Genomic DNA, 18456 nt, shown 5'->3' on the forward strand with positions numbered 1-18456 from the left:
GGGTTGGTTACCGCCTGCAAACGCCCGGGTTAGTGGTTAAGTAATAAAATCTCGTCTCGGTATTCGATCTGCACAGCGTTACGCGCGCAGGCTGCTCAGCTCACTGAGCGCCGCCAGCAGGGCATCCTGTTCAGGCTGATGCTGACGCAGCTGTTCGGTAAAGGCGGTTTTCCCCGCTGGCACTAACCGCTCTGCATCCCGGTTTTCAGCCGGGTCTGCGGCAGTGGGAACAACAGAGTGTGCAGGTAATTGCATCGCGCCACGGTCAGTTGTCATCTCTGCGCCATCGCCCTGCCCGGTTTGCAGCGTAATCGGTACGATCCGGCTGGTGCCGTCTGCGGCCTGCGCTTTCAGCGCCAGTTGGATCTGATTAACCTGCACTGCACTGGCATCGGTAATGCGCACCACGCCACTGCGGGCATCGAACTGCACCCACGCAGGTAGAGGACGCCCGTTCGCCAGTTGCAGCGTCAGCGTGGCATTGCCTTCACGCACGCTGAACATGCGCTGCGGCAGGCTAAAGGCGAGTGCGCCGGAGGCATCCGGCTGTAACGTGCCCTGCACGCTGCTGAAAGCCGATTCCAGCGACGTTGTCTGACCGCGCACGCTCAGGAACAGATTGGAATCAGCCGAACGCAGCGCGGCGTTATCGCGAAGGGACGCCTCAGCGCGTGAAGAGAAGTTGACCTGCTCCAGCGTCGGCATCAGCAATGACATCACCGGATCGAGCACCCAAGGAGCATCCGACTGGCGTGACGTATCGGCATCACGTTGGCGTACAGGTTCAGTGACGATGTTGCTTGGTAGCGGTTGTGCTTCTGGGCGAGACAGATCGGCGACAATCGCCCCCAACGGCTGTTCGCGTTCTCTGTCACTCGAATCAACGGACAGGTTTGCGCCCTGCTGCACCAGTATCACCGGTGCCGCGGTTGCGGTGTTATCGGGGTTCACTGGCTCTGTTGGTGTACCAGGATCGACTGGCGTCGAGGCAGCATTGATCGTCAGCACCACATTGAGTGCCGTCGCGTTACCCGCGCTGTCTCTGGCGGTAATCGTCAGGTTGAACGTTCCCGCCGTTGACGGCGTGCCGCTGAGCGTCCGTGTTGCACTATCAAAACGCACGCCTTCTGGCAGTTGCGCATCATCAACGGTAAACGTCAGCGCATTATTTTCAGGATCGGTAAATAGCGTACTCGGTAAGGTATAAGACCAGTTGGTGCCAGCCTGTGCCGTTGGCGGTGTGAACTGCTCTGCATGACCAACTGGCGGCAGGTTCACCTCTCTCGACAGCGTAACGTCGAGCACCTGCGGAGCGGAATCAGCTGCGCCGTCATTAAGCACCAGCGTCAGCGATGTCGCGCTCCCCGTCAGCTGTGCGCTCGTCGCCCAGCTAATCTGGCGAGCCAGCGCTGTCGCATCCGCACGAGAAAGGGCAGCAGTGAAGGTCACGGTGAGCTTACCGTCCGCCTGCGCGAAGGTGGCTACCGCTTGCCCGTCTTTGCTAATGACGCCATTCGCCAAGGTGAAACCGTTACCCGCAGTAAAATCGAAGCGATCGCTTGTTGAGGCCGTTTCACCGCGCTGTAGCGTGATGGAGGCACCCTGATAATTTCCCGCCCCGCCGTTCAGTGCATCCAGTTCTGCATCACTGAGAACGATAGAAGGCGCGACAATCACCGCTGGGCCATCAACGCGATAAACCGGCAGGCGTGAAGCCTCATCCAGCACCGACACGCCGTTGCCGAGCGTAATCAGACCACCGTCAACCGGCAGCAGATGAGTGAAGCCTGTACCCTCGTTTTTCAGCGTATCGAGTTTTGTCAGCGTCTCGCCGTTCAATACATAGCGAGTGAGCGCCCCGTCGCTTTGCGTGACGTACAGCACCCGCGCATCCGCAGCAAGGGCGATATGATTCACGGTGCCTTCTGCCGCCACGCGAGCAAGGTGTGTAAAGGTTCCCGTAGCGGTGTCCAGCGAGAAGGCATCGATCTGCCCTGCACTGGCGACAAAGATGCTGCGGCCATCGGCGCTGACCGTGAGTTGCTCCAGCCCGGATAACGTCACCGAATTTCCTTGCGCATCCGTAAACTGGCGCACATATCCCAATAGCGTCGGCTCACCGCTATCGCCACGCGTATACACAATCAGCGATGAACCATCATTAGCATTCGTAGTAACAAATACCAGATTGCCACGGCTGACTATTTCGCTGGATTGCCACAGGTAAGGTTCACTCCACATACCGCCTTCGATAAGCCCAGCATAAGCAAGCTTGCCTGTCGCTGAATCGCGGGTAAACCAGAGAAGGTTGTAGTTGTTGATGAGATACAGCGTCTTGCCATCATCAGACAGAGCGATCCCTTGGATGTCGTAAAGGTTGCTATTGTGTATCTCGTAGTCATCAACGATGGTTTCTTTATGTTCCAGATTGCCTTCACTATTCCGGCTAAACCAAACAATCGCATTGCCGTCGGCACGCAGCGCATACACACTGTTGCCATCGGCAGAAACCTGTAGCTGGCTTATTCCTGTCACGCCCTCTGCCGCCGCGAAGGTGCGCACATAGGTCAATTCGCCGCTGTCTGCATCTCGCTGGAATAACGCAATCGCGCCTTTATCATCGCTGACATACAGCGACAGCCCATCGGTCGTACGGGCGGCAGCCGTCAACGTGCCCAGCCCGCTAATCGCGGTGTAGGTATTCACCAAACGCAGTTCATCGGCAGAAAGCACTGGATCGTTCGCCACGACAGGCGTGTCGTTGATCGCGGTAATCGCTACCGACAAGGCCGTCACCTGAGACTCCAGATAGCGATCGGACAGCGTCACCGTCACTGCAACCTGCGCGGCTGGCGTACGGCTGTCGCTGGCGTAGGTAATCTGGCGCAGCGTATTCTGCACGTCTTCCGTGGTCGGAATTGTGCCTGCATTCGCGTTGAAGCGAATCGTCAGTACGCCATCCTGATTACTAACCTGAGCAATGGTGACGCCGTCTTTCTGAAGCGTATTGCCGGATAACGTCAGACCGTTTTCAGCACTGAAGCCCAGCTTATCCAGCGCCGTTTTACCGTCGCCCAGCGTAATCTTCAGCGTCGCGCCGTCGTAGTTGCCCTTGCCACCGTTGAGTTTGTCCATCTGTGCATCAGACACCGTCGCGTCCGGTGCCAGCACTATAGGGTCAGCGCGTTCGGTATACGTCGGCGTCGTCCCCGGAACCGTGATAATCGGCGCGGTATTGGTTTCTGCCGCAGGCACTAGCGTCAGCGTAATCGCCTGTTCCAGCGTGGTTTCCGGTGCAGTGCCGTTATAATCATTTTCCTTGATCATCAAGGTGACATGGCGTTCACCACTGGGAGCGCTGCCCAGATAGTTGTAGCCGATGCTGTCAATAATCTCTGCGGTTCCACTCGCGCCTCTCCCGACATACAGGAGGACCGTCGCTTTACCGTCCTTCACATCAACAGAATATTGCAAGCCGCTGGCGGTGCGTGGAACACCGTTGGATTTTTCGAGCACAATCGTGCTGCCATCCACGCTAATCGTTTCGTTAGGCCCTGAGACATCAAACGTTAACACGACCTGCCAGAGGGTTTGTCCGCTCTCAATCGTGTCAATTTGGGTATCTTTAAACAGCTTAACGAACTCACCGTTGCCCGGAACCTGTGGGTTGAGCACCGTTGTATTCAATATCGCCGGATCGTTCACACCAACGAGATTGACGGTGATATCCATGTTAGCGGTGTTATTGTCGCCGTCATTAATACTGAAGATGAAGGTCGGCGACGATCCTGCTTGTTCAGGATCCTGACTGGTGTTCTGGTAAGTAATCTGGCGCAGCACATTTTGCGCCTCGGCTTTGGTTACCACTGCGATAAATTTAATCGTCAGCGCCCCATCCACTTGAGTAAAGGTCGCGATCGCGACGCCATCTTTCAGGATAGTGTTGCCATCAAGCGTTAAACCGTTTTCGGCCTTCAAACCAAAGGTATCTTCCGGTAGCCCACCATTTTCCCGACCAACGGTGATACTGGCACCGTTATAATCACCCACACCGTTATTTAACGCATCTAACTGCGGATCGGACAGACGACCAGACGGCAGCAGCACTGTGGCATCGTTACCTTCGGTATAGCTTGCACCGGCGATGCCGACATTCAGAACATGGACCTTATCGCCACCAGTCAGATAGAGCTGCTTGCCATCGGCACTCAGTTCCACCTTTTGCAGATCGGAGAAAGAAATGCCAATCGGGCTATCCCAACCACCGCTAAGGGTGTCTTTCAGCGTCAGGCTGCCATCGTCCGCGCGGGAGAATACAGAAATGTTCTTCCCGATCACGAACAGGGCTGTGCCATCGGCAGAAACGACCAGATCGGTCGCTAACGCCTCGCCGGAATCGCCACCGTCATCGGTGATTGCCGTTGTTTCTGCAAGCGTTAGCGCCCCATCAGCTCCCACCGTGATGGTATTCAGCGTGTGATTTTCCCCATCGGAATTAATCGCATATAGGGTTTTACCGTCAGGAGAAAGAGCCAGCGAACGGATGTAGTACAGGTTGTCACCTTCTGCACGAATCTGGGAAAGCTGGCTCAGTTTGCCTTCCACATCGATGCTGAACGCGGTGACTCCGACCGCATCCCCAGCGCCGGCAACAAACAAATAACGCCCGGTTGGATCCAGCACAAGACGACTCGCACCGATCAGATTATCGGCCTGAGAAACCACCGCTAGCGTACCGTCCGCCCCGCGCTTAAACACCAGCACGCTGCGGCCGTCAGTATCGCTGTTGGACTGAGCAGCCGTTATATAGAGGTAATCGCCTTGCGAAACAATATGGGAGCGCACGTCCAGCGAATGATCGCCCAGCAACGTTTGATCAAGGATACCGGCTTGCGTCAGTTCACCGTCGCTGCCAACGCTGAAGATCGTGACTGCATTGCCTTCGCTACCCACCACATACAGGTACTGTCCATCAGAAGACAGAATCACATCTGATGCACCGGCCAATCCGGCATTATCCACAACGTTATCGGTTTGCTCTGTCTCATTGTTATAGACGGAGCGGTAGTTGAAGAAGGTTTGCGACAGGGTGAATTTCCCTTCCGCATTGCGCACAAAGACGCTCAGTACCGCTGACCCACTATCAGGTGAGCTCACGACATAGAGCGTTTTGCCATCCGCGGACAGTTGGCTGTCTTTTACGCCTGTCAGCACATCAACATAATTATTGGAGTCATAGCCATCAAGGGCATAGTCATTCTGAAGAGAGCTGGACTCACCGCCGAGCGCCGGCATTTGTGCAGGATCGGAGGCAATAGTCAGCGTAATCGTCTGCTCCGCCTGTTCACCCGATGCATCGGTCGCCACGACGGTAATAGAGAAGCTTCCCGCACCATTGAGTGCTGGCGTACCGGAAATCGTGCGTGTGTCTGAATCGAAGGTTAAACCAGCCGGAAGGCCATTGACCTGTAGCGTCAGCGCACCATTTTCAGGATCGCGGAACAGATCTTCTGGTAGCGTGACAGAATACGATTGCCCTGCGGTACCAGATGGCGGGGTGTACTCGTCATTATCCACCACTGGCGGCTTATTCGGCACCAGCGTCAATAGCAGACTAGTCTCCTTACTGCCGTCGCTAAAGACGATATTCAGTGGAATTGATGCCCCCGCCGCATCACCATCATTACGGTAAGTCACCTGATGCAGAACCTGATTGGCTACCGTTTTAGTGACGCTGTCGGTAAAGACAATCTTCGCCTCGCCTTCGCTCACGCTAAAAGTGGCGATTGTCGCGCCCTGATACTGAATGTCGCTACCGGACAGCGTCAGGCCGTCTCCGCTCTGGAAGGCAAAATGGTCATTTGCCGATGCGTCGCCATTACGGCTAATCGCGATCGTCGCGCCATTGTAGTCATCGGCAGCATCCAGTTCTCGGTCTGACAGCGTGACGCTCGTGGCAAACGGCATGTCCGCCGTCTGGCTATAAGGTGCATTTGCTGCCGCACTGAGCACGTTCAGTCCAGCAAAGAACGTACTGACCCCAGCATAGATATTCTTACCATCCGCACTAACGGCGAGATGGTTGACGGTGTTAACCGAGAGTTCAACGCTATTGCGGTACGTTAACGCACCGGAATCGTTATCGCGACTAAACACCAGCAGTGACTTACTGCCGAACGCCGCAACATACAGCGCCGAACCGTCTTCGGAAATCACCAGTTCACGTAACGCCAGCGCATTCGCGGCAATATGCCCTTCGCTATACAGATTCAACGTCCCGGCGTAGGTCAACGCCCCTGTATCTGCATCACGGCTGAAAATCGACACAGTGCCCTGCGAGTTTGATGACACATACACAAAACGGTTATCCGGTGAGATAACGATATCCTGCAACCCCTCAAGGTAGCGGTCGTTTTGCGGAATCTCCGCGCTGTTCACATCAGCCGCTATGGTGCTTTTATTGATCGTGGTGACGTAATCCAGAGAACCCGACTCCGCATCGCGCGACAGCACGGTAATACTGTGATTCCCTAGGTTAGAGAGATAGGCCGATGTGCCATCGCTGGACAGCACAATACCGCTTGGGCTTTTCAGCGGAATGGTATCGCTACCAACCAGTGAACCGACAAACGTCAGCGCACCGGAGGTGGTATCGCGCGAGAAGAAAACAACGGCGTTTTTAGTGGTCGCGCCATCGACTGGCGTCACGCCGTTAATGGCATACAACGACGTGCCATCATCGGACAGCACAATCTCAGACACTGCCGCATCCAGACCACTTACGCCATCCACACCCTGCGTAGCGACAATCCCGACATAGCTCAGTTGGCCTGTCGTGGTATCGCGGCTAAATTGCACCAGCGAGTAGGCGCTTCCGCTTCCTCCCGCGACATACACGCTGGTGCCATCTTTCGACTGCGCCAGCGTAGTGATGGTGTTCAGACCGTTAACCTCAATCGCAGGGGTGGACGGATCGTCCTGTTCGCCCTGCGTGAAGCTTTGTAGCAACGTCAATTCGCCGGTTTCTGCATCGCGGGCGTAAACGCGTAGATAAGTCTTGCCGCTGTTATTGTTCCCTTCGCTACCGGTGACCAGCAGGGTTTTACCATCCTGAGAGACACTGATCGCCGAAACGCGCTCGTTGTAACCGCTTAGCGTACCCGCGTTGTAAAACAGCGTGGCGTCAGGAGAATAGGTCGCCTCGATCGTCGGCACGTCGTTTAAGGCCAGATTGATGCTGCTGGAGATCGTCAGCGTCGCGGTGTCACTCCCGCCATTGGCAGTGCCGCCGTTATCCTGCAATTCGGTTAACGTGATAGTACGCAAGCCGCTGGCGCTGGTACTCTCTTTGCCAGCCGAATAGCTCAGACCGTCGACCAGCGTCATCATCGCCATGCTGCTAATGCCCTGAATGCTGCTCAGCACCAGTGAAGACTCACCACTCAGGGCGTTATAGGTGTAGGTATACTGGTAACCGCTAGCCGTGGTGCCCGCGTTGTCCTTACTCAGATCGATGACTGTGCCATCCACCGTCAGATACTCCTGATTCGGGTTGTTTAGGCCATCAATACCAATCGACAATTTTGTCAGCGCCTGTCCAGCTTCCCCAGTGTTAATCGCGGTGTCTTTGAACAGCGTGACGGAGGAGCCGCGCGTATCCAGCGTCAGATTGCTTCCGCCCTGACTGACCAGCGTTGGCGCACTGTTGGCGGTCAGCAGCAGCGCGACCGTGGTTACCGTACTGTTCAGCTCGCCATCGTTCGCGATCACCGTCAGCGCGACGGTTTCGGTGACGCTCTGGTTGCTGATGTTGCGGTAGGTAATTTGTTTCAGGACGGCATTGGCAGTTTCTTTCGTCACCTCGGCGGTAAACGTCACGCTGAGTACGCCCTGATTCTGCGTGAATGTCCCAATCTCCGTGCCTAATTGCAGAACTTTTCCATTCTGCAGCGTCAGATTGTTGCCTGCACTTAGGCCAAATCTATCGTCTACGGAAGGCGTTTCACGCCCAATGGTCAGCGTGGCACCGTTATAGTTGCCTGCACCGCCGTTTAACACATCCAGATTGTTATCAGAAAGCGCGATATGGTCGGCAAAGGGTAATTCGCTGCCATAGAGATAAGTGCGTAATGCGCTAAAGCGCTGAATGGCCTCACCGGCGATCAAGAGTGATTGCCCATCAGGTGACAACACCATGCCACGCGTATCGCCAATATTCTGAATCTGGCCGCTTTCCTTCAGCGCCCCTGTCGACGTGCTTACACTATAAATCTGCAACTCGCCTTCGCTGCTCAGCGCATAAAGCTGGCTACCGTCGGCGTTAAGATAGAGCGCGTTAACGCCTTCCAGCGTTTTCGTGTCCGTGTGAACCAGCGTTTTTCCTTCAGTACCGCCACGCAGTTGATAGACGCTGATCTCACCGCTGTCAGGATCGGCAACATAGATGAACTGCTGATCCTTCGAGATCGCTAATTGGTACTCTACCGCGCCATATCCTTCCCCAGACGTTTCCAGCTTGGCGACAGACGTTAATGTCCCGCTCTCACTCCGCTGGAAAACCGATAGCGTATGCTTCGCCCCCATCCCAACAGTGACAACATAGTCACCGCTACTTGCCACAATACCGCTACGATCAATCCCGCTGTCACTTACGCGCTGAAGGAGCGTCAGCCCCCCTGTCGTCGTATCGCGAGTAAAGATGATCATGCCATTCCACTGTGTGGCAACATAAACTTGGGTACCGTCACTGGAGACAGCCAGCCCAGTGGTATTGCCGTTTTGCGAAGCAATCGTCTGGGTATATACCGGCTGCTCGTCGCTGCCGCTGAGCCGAACCACCTGCCCATTGCTGTCGAGGCTCAGCGCAACAATATTGCTATTACCAGTGATAGCGTACAGAGAACGGTTGTCAGCGCTCAGTACGACTTCTTTCGCATCCTTGAGTGCGCTTATGCCGCTCAGCGTCTGGCTCAACGTCAGTTTGCCATGTTCACCGACGGTAAAGACCCCCAGCGTGCCATCGCTTCCTATGGCATAGGCATAATTACCATTACTGGAATAGCGCACGTCCTGCGGGGATTCCATACCAGGCACGATGATTAATTCAGTCAGTTCCGGCGCATCCGATGCGGATACTACCGGTGCCACGTTGATCTTGCTGTCGATAGTGACGGTAGCGTGAATATCCAGATCGGCAGTATCGGTATCACCCCCCCCCTCATCGCTCAGGCTTTTCAGCGTCACCACGACGTCACCGCCGGCTACGGTTTTATCCAGCGGCTGGTAGGCGATACTGTCAATCATCGCCCTTGTATCCGCGAGGTTATTGGTGAAACCGTCGATATTAACGGTCACCGTCGTGGTTTCGCCGCTCACTGCCACGCGGTATGAAAAGCCATCCCCTTCCGCGCGCGTCGTCCCACTCCCTGATTCCAGAGTAATACTTTTACCATCGATGACTAATGCCTGATTCGCGCCCGTGCGGTTGACGGTGATCACTAAATCTTTCAGCTCTTGTCCGCCGTTATCCGCCGATACGCGAACGTCGCGGAACAGATCGACCGGTTGGAAGCTGTCGCTGCTGTCGGTAATGGTGACCGTCGCCTTAACCGGCGTAGCATCAACGCCGGGGGCGGTGTCCGTTGCCGCGACAGCCACCGCGACATCTGCCGCCGTCGCGACAGCAGCAGCATCAAACATCATGCGCGGTTCCAATACCCACGCCTGACGCGGTGTGCGCGTTAAGCCTGAACCAGATTTTGAGCGGGAAAAAGTCATCGTGTCATGTCCTGTAATGAAAGGGGCAAATCGCGTCATTCCTGGCTACCTTCAGCGGTCATTCAACCAACCGAACATAGCCGCCCTCGGTTTCGATCTGGCCGGCAATACGATTCAACCGTTGAATCAATTGATCCTCAACGCCCTCTGCGCCGAAGCCTGCACCATCGATAAAGCTCATGCGTTTTTCACCTTCGGTGCAAATCAGCAGGCCTGGCGTCGCTTCGGCGTCAAACAGGTTGCGGCCAAAATCCTCTGGGTCGCCGGGACGAATGCCGACAAAATAAAATTTGATATTGCGCGCACGGAAGCTGGAACACAGGTCACGGAAACGCTGCGCAGCAAAGGTACGGGCGGGATCCGAGCCGGTTTGACCACTAAATGCATTTCGGTTGAAGTTGTAGCTGTCGGTGTCGAACCAGTTGCCAATCGTGTTAGCCATCATCACGATCACCTTTTGCCCGTCACCGTTGCCGTCCAGATTGAAATCCAGCGGCAGCTTGGCATCGCCCCAGCCGTCTGAACCGCGCATGTTGGGTGACAGCGCCGCGCCCGCCCATGACATGCCGATGGCGTAGTTCACGTTGAAACGGGCAGAAAACTGTTCGATACGCTGATTCAGCCTGCTTTCTTCATTGGTCAGCGGCATCAGCGCGGCGTTCGGGCACCCTTTGTCTGCCACGATCCAGCGGGTATCTACCGCATTGGTATCGTCAAAATCGGGATTCGGGCCGCGCCAGGAGATAGGTGGTGCGCCGGGACTGCCGTTTTGCGGCAAATCGTGGCGGTAATAGACCTTGAATTGGCCGACGGGCGGTTCATCCCAGAAGAAGTTTTCTTCCCGACCCAGCCCACGATACATGCACAGCAGGTTAGCGCGACGATCAGGGAAACGGCGGTCGGCCATGCTACTGACCACGCCACTGGCAAACAACGAGCGCAGTTCTGGCGGGTTCAACGCACCCGGTGCAGCCCAGCGCCGAATGCGGTTGGCGTCTTCCGCATCGTATACGCTAACCGACTGGCTGTACGGCACCAGCGATAGCCACAGGTTGTCACGTTTGCCGTCTGCGCTGCTCAGCATGCGTTCGACAAAACTGCGGCTAACGCTTTTCAGCGAACGGATATCCCCCTCACTCATATCCCCCGTCACCGGCATGACGAAGGCAATTTCGGTCGGGCGGTTGATGACTTCGGAGGTCGAGTACACTTCTTGTTTCCTCGCACCGAGGCTCAGCAAACTGGGCTTGGTTTCGAAGGCAACGGTGACGGTATAAGTTTTACGCGTCTCGCTGTTGCGCCCTTCCGTGACGGCCACGTCACCTGCTGCCAGTTTTTCACTCAGAGCACTATTCATCCCCAGATTGTTTTTGACGTAGTCATACGCCAGCTTATTGGTCTCTTCCTGACTGTATTCTTCGCCATTAATGGTCGCCTGATGCCCGACGGCCAACGCAGCGGCATCCGTCGCGCGCTTGATTTGCGTTGCATCGCCGGTTGCCGTGGAGGTATCGACAATAAAAGCCGCCGTCACCAATAACGCCATGGCACCCAGCGTATAGAATGCCGTGCCCGCGCCCTTTTCCTGCTGAATAAAGGCAGACAGGCGTTCACGCCAGAACAGAGTGATTCCGGTAGCGTCTTTTTTTACTCTTCTGTTCTGTAAGGTTTTTTTCATTCCTTCCTATCCTGTATTCCTGGATTCAGCGCGTACTCAACCCGCCCATAAAGCGGGAAAATAAAAACGACATTGCTCGTATGCCTATAGATTTTTTAATCGTTTCGTTATTCCGGTAACGAGAAGCTCGCTGCCGTTTGCGGTCTATTTGCCGCTTCTGTGTCTTATATAAAGCCCGTCGTTATTGCTCTTCTTCTTCCAGACCGGCCTCTTTTCTGAGTACCTCATCCAGCTCAACCACGTCGATAGCGACCCGATTGACTGACGATGCATGCAGCAGGCCGCCCAGCGACAGGCCGCCCAACAGACCCACATCCTTTCCCTGACGGCAGATCTCAACCACGATCATGGAGATATTCTTGCTGCCCTCTTCACGATCTCTTTCCGGCAGTTCAGGGAGATATTCTTCACCTGGCAGCGTTTCACTTTCCGTACACAGCGCTTCTGCCGTGCCTCTGCTCAACTGCCAGTGCAGCTCACCGGTCTGACGCACGTTGCTGATTAACAGCTGGTAATTTCCTGCACCTTCCGTTGGCAACATCGTATCGAGTAGCCCTTGTAGACCTTTCTCATCCAGCTTCTGCTGCATCGCTAATATTGACGAAATAGCGCCCGCACGCTGTTCCATGCGCGTACGTTCAAGCCCGACGGTGTAGATATCTGCGCACAGCGACCCAATCGCCAACACAATCGGGAACGCTAACGCCGTTTCTACCGCCGTGGAGGCACGGTGAGAAAAACAGAAGTGGCGTATCACGCTCAGAAAACGGCTGGTTTTCGATACACGACTGGTTTTCAGTAACCGATCAGTCATTGCGCAGTTCCGTCCCAAACACATGTTTGTACTGATAGCGGAAGGTGTCACCCAGCGTTAATACTTCCGGCAACGGCGTAATAAACGCCTTTTTAATCTGCACCGTCACGGACCACACTGGCAGCGTCGTCGTTTCCTCGCCATTGGGGTTGTCCTGACTGCCATTTCCGTTCGTCAGCCCGCCAAGCTGGCTCAGATTGTCGAAGTGCAACACGCTGACGGTTAAATCATCTTCTTTGAGGTAGCCGTATCCCGCTTCAACCATGCGCGCCTTTAGACGGGTTCCCATCTGTTCCGCACTGTCCGAGGCGAGGTTATCGAGGCGGAAAGCCTGCACGGCTTTATCCAGCGCGGCGCTGCCGGCAGCGATTACCAGTCCGATACGCGCCAGTTCAAACAACATCATCACCCCGACCAGCACCACTGGTACCAGAAACGCCACTTCCGTCGCAATCACACCGCACGTGCTGCGCCAGTGGCGTTCATGGCGCGGCACGATGCATTGCACTCGGCCTTGCACTATGCCCTTATCACGCCACGGGCCGAGGTTACGAAGCCATGCCATTACTCAGGCATACTCAATTGCAGGCGTTGACGGCTGGATAACAACAGCGCTTCACCGCGGGATTTATCCTGCTGCATCTGCTGTAAACGCTGATTCAGCTCGTCGATCAGGCCATCAATACGCTGTGGCTGGGCAATGGTTGCCAGCGCGGCACGTGCGTCATCGTCTCTGCCGCCAGAGAGGTAGGCCAGCGCCAGATTCAGTCTGCCGGTTGCGTTACTCTCATCCACCGAACGCAGCAGAGAAATCGCCTTGTCTGCGTTGCCACTTGCCAGCCATGAGAGCGCCAGATTGTTGAGTGCCGCGACATCTGCCGGGTTTATCTGCAACGCTTTTTCAAACAGCTGACGCGCTTCTGCATGTTTGCCTGAGGCATCCATCACCACGCCCATACCATTGAGTGCACCCGCGTCATTCGGCTGTGCTTTCAGTGCACAGGCAAAGTCGGTTTGCGCCATCGCATTACGTCCCAATGCCAGCTGCGCACGGCCCATTCCCAAACACACTGCCAACGCTTCTTCCGGCGTCATTTTATTGGTATCACCGCCCAGCGCCTGACGTGCTCGTCCGTACAGCTCCAGCGTTTGCTGCGGTGAACGCGCCAGAGCCGCAACGCTGGCATACTCCAGCATCTCTGCGCCTTTCAGCGCATCGCGGCTGTCGAGGCGCGCGTACACTTCCGTCGCGGCTTCAACACGCCCTTGATCGCGCAGCAAGCGTGCTAAACGCAGGCCTTCATCTTTACTGCCTTTAATCGCCATCGAGCTGCTGCATCCCGCCAGCACGGTACTGACAATCAGCAGTGCCAGCATGGGCGCGCCGCGCTTAAGTTTTGCTACCAGATCAACCATCTTCGATAACTCCATCGGTTGTAACCGTTGTGATTTCCGGCTGATACCGGGAATCGATGCTTTTAAAATAAATGCATTAAAATCAATTGGTTAAAAATAAAATGCTACTGCGCCAGCAGGCGGATCACTCGCACCAGTGCAGGCGATGCCATAATGGCGATAATCGGTGGCAGAATCAGCGCCATCAATGGCACGCTCAGCTGCGCAGGCAATTTACCCGCTTTCTCTTCCAGCCCCAGAATCAGCGTCTTGCGGCTTTCATCCGCAATCGTACGCAGCGCCTGAGACAGCGGTGTACCGTAGCGCTCCGCCTGAATCAGCGTCGCCACCATACTTTCGATCTCGCTGACGCGGGTACGCTCTGCCAGATGCTTCATCGCCAGCGTACGATCTGACAGGATCTGCAATTCGGCAGCGGTGTAATGCAGTTCATCTGCCATTTCCGGTGAAGACAGCCCCAGTTCTTTCGATACCACCTGCAACACGCGTCCGATAGGCAGACCGGCTTCGGCGCAGACCACCATCAGATCCAGCGCATCCGGCACCGCACGCGCCAGCTTTTCGCCCCGGCTTGCCGCGCGCCATTTCAGCCACCACTCGGGCACCATCGAACCGACAAAGAAGCCAATCAGCCCCGCAGCTACGCCCGTCAGGCCCGCACGGTCAGCAGGTGGCAACCATCCCCACACCAGCGCGATAGCGAACAACGCCCCAGCGGCAAATTTTCCCATGACCAGCCAGCCTACCGCTTCGCTGCGGCGGATCCCGGCCAGATCCAGCAGGCGGCGCAGATTGCGGCGATCGCGATCCGATCCCGACAAACGCTCGCCCTGCGTGGCAATTGGTTGCAACAGCTTTTCCAGCAGGGGAGAGAGTGTTGCTCCCTGGCCTCTCAGGATATTTTCCTGAGAAGCCGCCTCTGTCGAGGCAACGGGCAGATGCCCACGCATACGAATTTCCAACTGCTTGTATTGCTGCGCTTTATGCTGTGTACGTGCAAGGTAAATCCCGGCCACCATCAGCACGAGCGCCAGCAGCAGTAAGGGGTCGTCAAATACCGTCATGAATGGCTCTCCCTTTACCCTATCCGCTTAACCATAACGTGCGTGATCAACATGCCGGCCGAGACGCTGCACAAGGCGTAAATCAGTACCGTCGTTCCCACCGGATCGGAGAACAAGAAACTGAAATCCTCCGGTGACTTCATGTACAGATAAGCCAGACAGCCTGGGAACAGCGCAGCGACAATCTTGGCAGACGCACGCGCTTCCGACGTTTTGGATTGCACTTTCAGTTGCAGTTCCCGCCGTTCACGCAGCGTAGCGGACAGACGCTCCAGCGTTTCCCCCAATCGCCCACCCGCTTCCTGATTGATGATCAGAATCACCACGAAAAAGCGGTATTCGGACATCGGCACCCGTGTCGCCGAGGCCTGGATCACCTGACGCAGCGGAATCCCCAACCGCAGCCAGTGATCGATCGTCTTGAATTCATTCGCCAGCGGCCCAGTCAGGTGCTCAGCGACAATCGAGAAGGTATTTGCCACGGGCACACCGGCACGGCAGCTGCGGGTAATGGCATCAATGGCTTCCGGCAAGCTCTCGCGCAGCGCTTTCAGGTGTTTTTGCAGCGTCGAACGAAATAACAGCATGCCGATACTGATAAACAGCACCAGCGTAAATATCAGCCCCATCGTGAGCGGCAGCAGGGTTCGTTGCCCCAGGATCATGCCGAGTATCAGGCTCACCGCCGCCAGCGAAAGGGAACGCTGAAGCAGGTTCTTTTTCCAGCCGATGAACGTCATCTGCGCCCAGAGGATCGCCAGCCAGCGCCCAATCACAGGGACACCCATCAGCGGCGTGGCGATCTCATCGCGCAGAATGGAATCAGACGCCACGGCGACAGCCGATGGGCTGACCTCGTTCAAAATCTGCTGCCAGCGCTGTTCACGCTGCATGCGCTGCTGCCGTGATTTTCTCCAGGCGTTGGCCGCCAACAGCAGCATCAGCACGCTGCCAAACACCAGCAGCGTAATCAGATTCAGGCGTAAATCACTCATCGCGTCTCCTCAGCCCGTCACTGCGCATCGAACAGATGCGCTTTATCGCTGTAGAACTGCGGGCGCTGAATGTGCTGAACATATTCACCCGTCAACAGACCTTGTCCATCCATCCCCTGAATGTTGAAGCTGAACAGATCCTGAAGCTGGATCACTTCGTTCTCCATGCCACACACTTCGGTAATGGACACCACGCGGCGCATGCCGTCGCGCATACGTTCGATCTGCACGATCAGGTGCACCGCGCTGGCGATCTGACGGCGGATCGCCATCAGCGGCAGCTGCATGTTGGCCATCATCACCATGTTTTCCAGACGCTGTATCGCGTCACGCGAGGTATTGGCGTGCACCGTACACAGCGAACCGTCGTGGCCCGTGTTCATTGCCTGCAACATGTCGAAGCTCTCACCGCCGCGCACCTCACCCAGAATGATACGGTCTGGGCGCATACGCAGGGCGTTACGCATCAGATCGCGCTGGTCGACGCGGCCAGTGCCTTCGGCGCTGACAGGACGGGTTTCCAGCCTCACCACGTGTTCTTGCTGCAATTGCAGTTCGGCGGCATCTTCAATGGTGATGATGCGATCGGTGATGCCGATTTTCTGCGACAGCGCATTCAGTAAGGTGGTTTTACCCGCCCCCGTTCCGCCGGAGACGATCACGTTAACGCGCGCCTGCATCGCTTTATTCAAGACATCCGCCATCGCGTAAGACATGCAGCGGCGCTCTGCCAGCATTTCCAGCGACAGGTTGCGGCGCATAAATTTACGGATTGATATCGTGGTGCCGTCGATCGCCAGCGGATAGGTGATGACGTTAACGCGGCTACCGTCCGGCAGACGCGCATCCACCATCGGACTGGCTTCGTCGATACGACGCCCCACCGCGGCGGCAATACGCTGCGCGGTGTTAAACACATGCTCTTCATCAATGAAGGTAATCGGCGACAGTTCCAGCTTGCCAAAGCGCTCAACAAACACCTGACCAGCACCGTTGACCAAAATATCGTTGACTGTGTCATCCGACAGCAGCGGCTGGATCGGCCCGATCCCGGTCATTTCATCCAGCATTTCGGCGGCGATGGCTTCTTCTTCCTGCCGGGAAAGCTGTAAGCGTTGCTCATCACAGATGCGGCGGATCACCGTTTCGATCTGCACTAACAGCTTGTCACGCCCCATCATCGCCGCTTTACCCGCGTCGATCTGATCGTAGAGCTGTGCGCGGATAATCCGACGCTGGCTGGTCCGGTTGTCCGTCTGGCGGGCAGCCGGTGAAGCTCCAGAAGACGTGTTCGCCGCAGGCTGTGTGCGGTTCTCCGCAGCCGGACGCGTTTTCAGTTCTGCCACGTTGGCAGCAGGCGCAGGCTGAGGCGTACTTTTTCCTGCTTCACTTTTTTGCAGGTTATTCTTGCGAATCAACATAATCCTGAACCCCAAAAAACAGTCCGTAACCCTAAAATAGTCCGTTAACCTTTAAGAAAACGGTGCACGCTAAACATCATCACGCGCGTTTTAACCAACGCGAAAACCAGCGTTTTTCTGCTGGTCGAGCGCGTACGCCACAGGCCAGATCGACCAGTTGGCGTAATCCCTGCTGGAAAGCAGGTGCCACAGCCAGATTCAGTGCACCGAGCGTCAGGCTCTGCGACAGCGCGTGGCCCGCATTCGGCAGCACGACATCAATCTTCCGGCCGGTAAATTGTTCAAACTGATCGCGGCTTAACGGCGCGGTCGTAGCAAAACGGCTCTGGTTATGCACCAGCAACAGGCGTTGTCCTTCGCTTTCATCGCCGATCTCATTCAGCACGCGCCGCACATTACGCGCATCCTGAAGCGTCAATTCCGTCACGATGATGCGCAGATCCGCGTAAGTCAGCACGTCCAGCGCACCGGTTGGGTAGCTACTAGGCAGATCCCAAATCACCTGATTGAACATGCGGCACAGCGCACCACCGAGATTAAGCACGTTATCCACGTCAACCGGAGCCAATTCCCCCAGTTCCGGCTTCTGTGCCAGCAGGTGCAGACGGGTATCCACGCGCAGCATGGCACGCTGTAATAGTCGGGTATCCAGTTCCTGCGTCCCCAACACCGCCGCCAGACCCGCGTCATCGGTTTGCCCCTGCAACAGCAGTTGGTCGCCGTTACGACGGTCAAAATCCACCAGTGCCACAGGCAAGTGACGCTCGCCGGACAGCAGGCGACTCAGCCCCATCGCCACGGTACTTGCGCCGCTTCCGCCGCTGGCGCTGACGATAGCAATCGTTCTGCCCATGCGGGCATATTCTGGCCCAGCCTGTTGGCCTTCACACTTCGCCAGCGTTGCCGCCAGCAGATCCAGCGTGAGCGGCTTCACCAGATAGTCCACCACGCCCGCCTGAAGCAGTGCGCGATACAAACCGACATCCTGCTCTTTGCCTATCGCAATCACCTGACTGGTGGGGCCGCAAACGCTCAGCAGTTCTTCCAGTGCCGGAAGTGGCCAGTGCGCTCCTTCCAGGTCCACCAGTAAAATACGCGGCGGGACATTCAGCTCGCACCATTGGCGAGCCGCGGCGATACCGCCAGACATCACCGGAACATCCAGCTGTTTCAGACGGGTGAAGAGATCGCTGAGGTCAGCCACATCGCGTACGTCATTGGCGAATGCCACCAGCGGTAGCGCCAGCTCTTCACCATCGTTAGGGGTAATTTCACTCATGGAATGTCACGC

At 56.2% G+C, this 18456-nt stretch carries 9 protein-coding genes; all 9 read right to left on the reverse strand.

The features are described from left to right. Positions 1-78: 78 nt before the first annotated feature. The 9 genes from JFY74_17715 to JFY74_17755 all read right to left on the reverse strand — a co-directional run bounded on the left by JFY74_17715 (position 79) and on the right by JFY74_17755 (position 18444). Positions 79-9777, reverse strand: a complete 9699-nt coding sequence (locus tag JFY74_17715) for a beta-propeller fold lactonase family protein (GenBank protein ID QQG27884.1) — start codon at positions 9775-9777, stop codon at positions 79-81. 58 nt (positions 9778-9835) lie between these two features. Next, on the reverse strand, positions 9836-11455 hold the full coding sequence (locus JFY74_17720) for a hypothetical protein (GenBank protein ID QQG27885.1): 1620 nt from the start codon (positions 11453-11455) through the stop codon (positions 9836-9838). Positions 11456-11636: 181 nt separating this feature from the next. Further along, a complete protein-coding gene (locus JFY74_17725; protein ID QQG27886.1) occupies positions 11637-12269 on the reverse strand; it encodes a hypothetical protein in 633 nt (210 codons plus the stop codon). Next, complete coding sequence (locus JFY74_17730; GenBank protein ID QQG27887.1) at positions 12262-12834, reverse strand: hypothetical protein; 573 nt, start codon at positions 12832-12834, stop codon at positions 12262-12264. The genes JFY74_17725 and JFY74_17730 overlap by 8 nt, the downstream gene beginning before the upstream one ends. After that, positions 12834-13685 (reverse strand): tetratricopeptide repeat protein, encoded by an 852-nt coding sequence (locus tag JFY74_17735; protein ID QQG27888.1) that lies wholly within the window; start codon positions 13683-13685, stop codon positions 12834-12836. Before JFY74_17735 ends, JFY74_17730 begins: the two co-directional genes overlap by 1 nt. Before the next feature lie 104 nt (positions 13686-13789). Further along, positions 13790-14749 (reverse strand): type II secretion system F family protein, encoded by a 960-nt coding sequence (locus JFY74_17740; protein ID QQG27889.1) that lies wholly within the window; start codon positions 14747-14749, stop codon positions 13790-13792. A 14-nt stretch (positions 14750-14763) separates the two neighbouring features. Then, positions 14764-15744 carry a type II secretion system F family protein gene (locus JFY74_17745; protein QQG27890.1) on the reverse strand — a complete coding sequence of 327 codons (981 nt, stop codon included), beginning with the start codon at positions 15742-15744 and terminating at the stop codon, positions 14764-14766. A 17-nt stretch (positions 15745-15761) separates the two neighbouring features. Beyond that, positions 15762-17165 (reverse strand): CpaF family protein, encoded by a 1404-nt coding sequence (locus JFY74_17750; GenBank protein QQG27891.1) that lies wholly within the window; start codon positions 17163-17165, stop codon positions 15762-15764. Between the two features lie 79 nt (positions 17166-17244). Continuing rightward, positions 17245-18444: a hypothetical protein gene (locus JFY74_17755; protein QQG27892.1), complete on the reverse strand. Its 1200-nt coding sequence runs from the start codon at positions 18442-18444 to the stop codon at positions 17245-17247. Positions 18445-18456: the final 12 nt, after the last annotated feature.

The sequence above is a fragment of the Pectobacterium carotovorum genome (assembly GCA_016415585.1).
GTDB lineage: Bacteria > Pseudomonadota > Gammaproteobacteria > Enterobacterales > Enterobacteriaceae > Pectobacterium > Pectobacterium carotovorum_K.

Bases quoted from the DNA above. Each gene is read 5' to 3' on its own strand.
- JFY74_17715 (QQG27884.1), bottom strand. From the start codon at position 9,777: ATGACTTTTTCCCGCTCAAAATCTGGTTCAGGCTTAACGCGCACACCG.
- JFY74_17720 (QQG27885.1), bottom strand. From the start codon at position 11,455: ATGAAAAAAACCTTACAGAACAGAAGAGTAAAAAAAGACGCTACCGGA.
- JFY74_17725 (QQG27886.1), bottom strand. From the start codon at position 12,269: ATGACTGATCGGTTACTGAAAACCAGTCGTGTATCGAAAACCAGCCGT.
- JFY74_17730 (QQG27887.1), bottom strand. From the start codon at position 12,834: ATGGCATGGCTTCGTAACCTCGGCCCGTGGCGTGATAAGGGCATAGTG.
- JFY74_17735 (QQG27888.1), bottom strand. From the start codon at position 13,685: ATGGTTGATCTGGTAGCAAAACTTAAGCGCGGCGCGCCCATGCTGGCA.
- JFY74_17740 (QQG27889.1), bottom strand. From the start codon at position 14,749: ATGACGGTATTTGACGACCCCTTACTGCTGCTGGCGCTCGTGCTGATG.
- JFY74_17745 (QQG27890.1), bottom strand. From the start codon at position 15,744: ATGAGTGATTTACGCCTGAATCTGATTACGCTGCTGGTGTTTGGCAGC.
- JFY74_17750 (QQG27891.1), bottom strand. From the start codon at position 17,165: ATGTTGATTCGCAAGAATAACCTGCAAAAAAGTGAAGCAGGAAAAAGT.
- JFY74_17755 (QQG27892.1), bottom strand. From the start codon at position 18,444: ATGAGTGAAATTACCCCTAACGATGGTGAAGAGCTGGCGCTACCGCTG.